Source organism: Rhodovulum sp., assembly GCF_011048875.1.
GTDB classification, from domain to species: domain Bacteria; phylum Pseudomonadota; class Alphaproteobacteria; order Rhodobacterales; family Rhodobacteraceae; genus Rhodovulum; species Rhodovulum tesquicola.
In genome coordinates this window covers 1-2,811 of sequence record NZ_DSDD01000215.1, presented here as the reverse complement: position 1 = coordinate 2,811, position 2,811 = coordinate 1, and the positions used below count along the sequence as shown (strand labels likewise).

Annotated in this window: 6 protein-coding genes; all 6 read left to right on the top strand. The window is 66.4% G+C overall.

What is annotated here, in order from left to right; all coding sequences use genetic code 11:
* Positions 1 to 256 (top strand): transposase (locus ENN83_RS07500; RefSeq protein WP_287185654.1); only part of this gene is annotated, 256 nt, incomplete at its 5' end.
* A gap of 26 nt (positions 257 to 282) precedes the next feature.
* Complete coding sequence (locus ENN83_RS07495; RefSeq protein WP_287185653.1) at positions 283 to 573, top strand: hypothetical protein; 291 nt, start codon at positions 283 to 285, stop codon at positions 571 to 573.
* Between the two features lie 233 nt (positions 574 to 806).
* Positions 807 to 950, top strand: a complete 144-nt coding sequence (locus tag ENN83_RS07490; protein WP_287185651.1) for a hypothetical protein — start codon at positions 807 to 809, stop codon at positions 948 to 950.
* A 66-nt stretch (positions 951 to 1,016) separates the two neighbouring features.
* Positions 1,017 to 1,196, top strand: a complete 180-nt coding sequence (locus ENN83_RS07485) for a hypothetical protein (RefSeq protein ID WP_287185650.1) — start codon at positions 1,017 to 1,019, stop codon at positions 1,194 to 1,196.
* 225 nt (positions 1,197 to 1,421) lie between these two features.
* Entirely contained in the window at positions 1,422 to 1,739 is a 318-nt protein-coding gene (locus tag ENN83_RS07480) for a hypothetical protein (protein ID WP_287185649.1), read from the top strand.
* A 10-nt stretch (positions 1,740 to 1,749) separates the two neighbouring features.
* On the top strand, positions 1,750 to 2,532 hold the full coding sequence (locus ENN83_RS07475) for a DUF4198 domain-containing protein (RefSeq protein ID WP_287185648.1): 783 nt from the start codon (positions 1,750 to 1,752) through the stop codon (positions 2,530 to 2,532).
* Positions 2,533 to 2,811: the final 279 nt, after the last annotated feature.

Here is a 2,811-nt window from a genome sequence, read left to right as displayed (position 1 = left end):
GCTGGTGGTCGAGCGGGGACTGGCTTCGCGGCCAACGTTGTCGCGCTTCACGGCCATCATGGCACAGGCAGACAACCTCAAAGTGCTCCGTGACGGCGTGCTGCAACTCGCCGCGCGCGGGCTGCGGGCCGAGAACGGCGGGCGCAAGCGCCCGCGGGTGACGCTCGACGTCGACAGCCTGCCGATCGAGGTGCTTGGGCACCAGCCGAAGGCGGAGTGGAACGCCCACTACCACGCCCGCATCTACCACCCCTGATCACCTCCATCGCCGAAACCGGCGACATGCTGGACGGGCGCCTGCGGCCGGGCAAAGTCGGCACTGCGGATGGGGCGCTGGACGTGGCTCCCGACGTGGTGGATCGGGCACAGGTCGGGCTGTGCAAGGTGGCGATGGTGCGCATGGATGCGGGCTTTCCCTCGGCGACGCTGCTGGCAGGTCTGGAGGCCCGGAACATCGACGATGTCGCCCGACTGCGTGCCAACCCCGCGCTGGACCGTGAGGCCGCTCCCTACATGAAACGACCGCGCGGCCGACGCCCCCACATGCCGCGCCTGTGGACCCAAGTGCTGTAGTATCGGGCCGAGAGCTGGGACAGACCCCGCCGGGTGATCCTGGTGGTCAAGGAGCGCCCCGACGATCTGCTGCTCGACCGCTTCTTCCTCGTCAGCTCGCTCACCTGGCGGCAGATGACGAGCTGCGAGGTGCTCGAACATTAGCGGGAGCGCGGCAAGGCAGAGGGTCACATGGGAGAGTAGAAGGACGTTCTCGCCCCGGCGCTCTCGTCACAAACCGCCCCAAGACCCATGTGCGCGGCCGCAAACTGCGCTCGACCACCCCGGCGATCGACGCCTTCGCCTGCAACGAGGTCAGGATGCTGATCTCGATGATGGCCTATCAGTTGAAGCACATCGCCCGCCGCGCCATGGCGCGCGCCACCGGCACCGGCTGAAGCCTGCGCCGCCTGCGCGAGCGCCTCCTGCGTGCCGGTGCCAGGCTGATCATCTCGGCACGGTGCATGACGTTGACACTCTCCACCGCCGCCGCCGGCTTCCGGGCCATCCTCTGGCCCGAGGTCAGCGGCGATGAGAACGCCTTCGCACAGATGGCGGCCGCGGCGGTGGGTCTGGCGCTGCTGGGGCTTGTGCGGGCGCGGCGGGACGCGGCGATGCAGACATGGCCTTGTGGGCTTCACTAGATCGGCCATGGCCTGTGCACTCCGTCCTGCAGAGAAGGGAAGCCGCGAAAACGCCCACGCCGAAGGCCGGTCCCGGACCCGGACAAAATGTTGCGGTCGCGATACTTGATAAAAACCGTAAGGTAAGTTTTACTAATTTGCGAATCGGCCCCAAGCCAGACGCCAGGGGAATCGCAAAAAACTCCGGCGAAGGCCATCCGCCTCGCCCAGACCGACGAGGATCCCATGCGTCTTGAACTCCGACTTCCGCTTTCGCTTGCTGCCCTTATCGGGCTTGCCGGTGCGGCATTTGCCCATACGCCGCTGTGTTCCTGCTATGACAATGGCGACGGCACGGTGCTGTGCGAGGGCGGGTTCTCCGACGGGTCTTCGGCCGCCGGGGTCAAGATGTCGGTGGTGGACGGCTCGGGCGTCGCCCTGATCGAGGGGGCAATCGACGCGAATGGCGAATTCGTGTTCGACAAGCCCGAAGGTGACTTCAGCGTGATCTTCGACGCAGGCGAAGGCCACCGCATCACCATTTCCTCCGACGCGATCTATTGAGGGAAGTGCTATGAACCGCCTTTTCGCTGCCGCGCTTGCCGCCGCGCTTGCCACCCCCGCCGCCGCGCATTTCCAGCTGATCTATGCTCCCGACCCGAATATCGAGGCCCCGGGCGATGTCACGCTCAAGCTGATCTTCTGGCACCCGATGGAGAACGGGCACGCCATGGACATGGGCGCGCCGCAGGAATTCTTTTATGCCTTCCGCGACGAGCGCACCGACCTGCTGCCCAGTCTTGCGCCGATCACCTTCAAGGGTGCGGATAACGAGGCCGCAGCCTATGAGGCCACGCTGCCCGTCCGGCGCAATGGCGACTACATCCTCGCGCTGACGCCCGCGCCCTATTACGAGGAGAGCGAGGACATCTACATCCAGCAGATCACCAAAGTCTTCTTCAACAAGGCGGGCCTGCCGACCGGCTGGAACGAGCCCCTTGGCCTGCCGACCGAGATCGTGCCGCTGAACAAGCCGACCAACATCCTTGTCGGTTCCACCTTCTCGGGGCAGGTTCTGTCCGAAGGCAAGCCCGTGGCAGGGGCCGAGATCGAGATCGAGTATCTGGCCGCCGAGCCCGACATGGAGACCAACACCGTCGGCGAGGCCACGGTGGGCGAGGCGCCGGGCGGCACGCTGGTGGCGATCACCGATGCCAACGGCGTCTTTACCTTCGGGATCCCGCGCGCCGGACATTGGGGCTTTGGCGCGCTGGGCACCGGCCCCGAGACCGAGCATGAGGGCAAGGAACTCAGCCAGGACGCGGTGATCTGGATCAAGGCCTACGACCTCGAATAGGCGTTACCTGAAGAGGGGGCGGCGTCCTGTGCCGCCCCCGGTCCGTCCCCGCGATCGCTGTCCAGCCGCCGACGGGAGGCCCAAGGCGCGTAACGCCACGCGCGGGCTTCAAGGAAACGGCTCCCCAGGCAGATCGGATCCCAAGACATGAAACGCGCATTTTTCGGCCGCAACGGATGGGGCAGACGTCGTCGGGGCGCTGGCGGCGGGCATGCGAATGGCTGCCGGGCCTGTGCGGATGGCTGCAGCCTTGACGCGCTGGCGCCCGGAACCACCTGC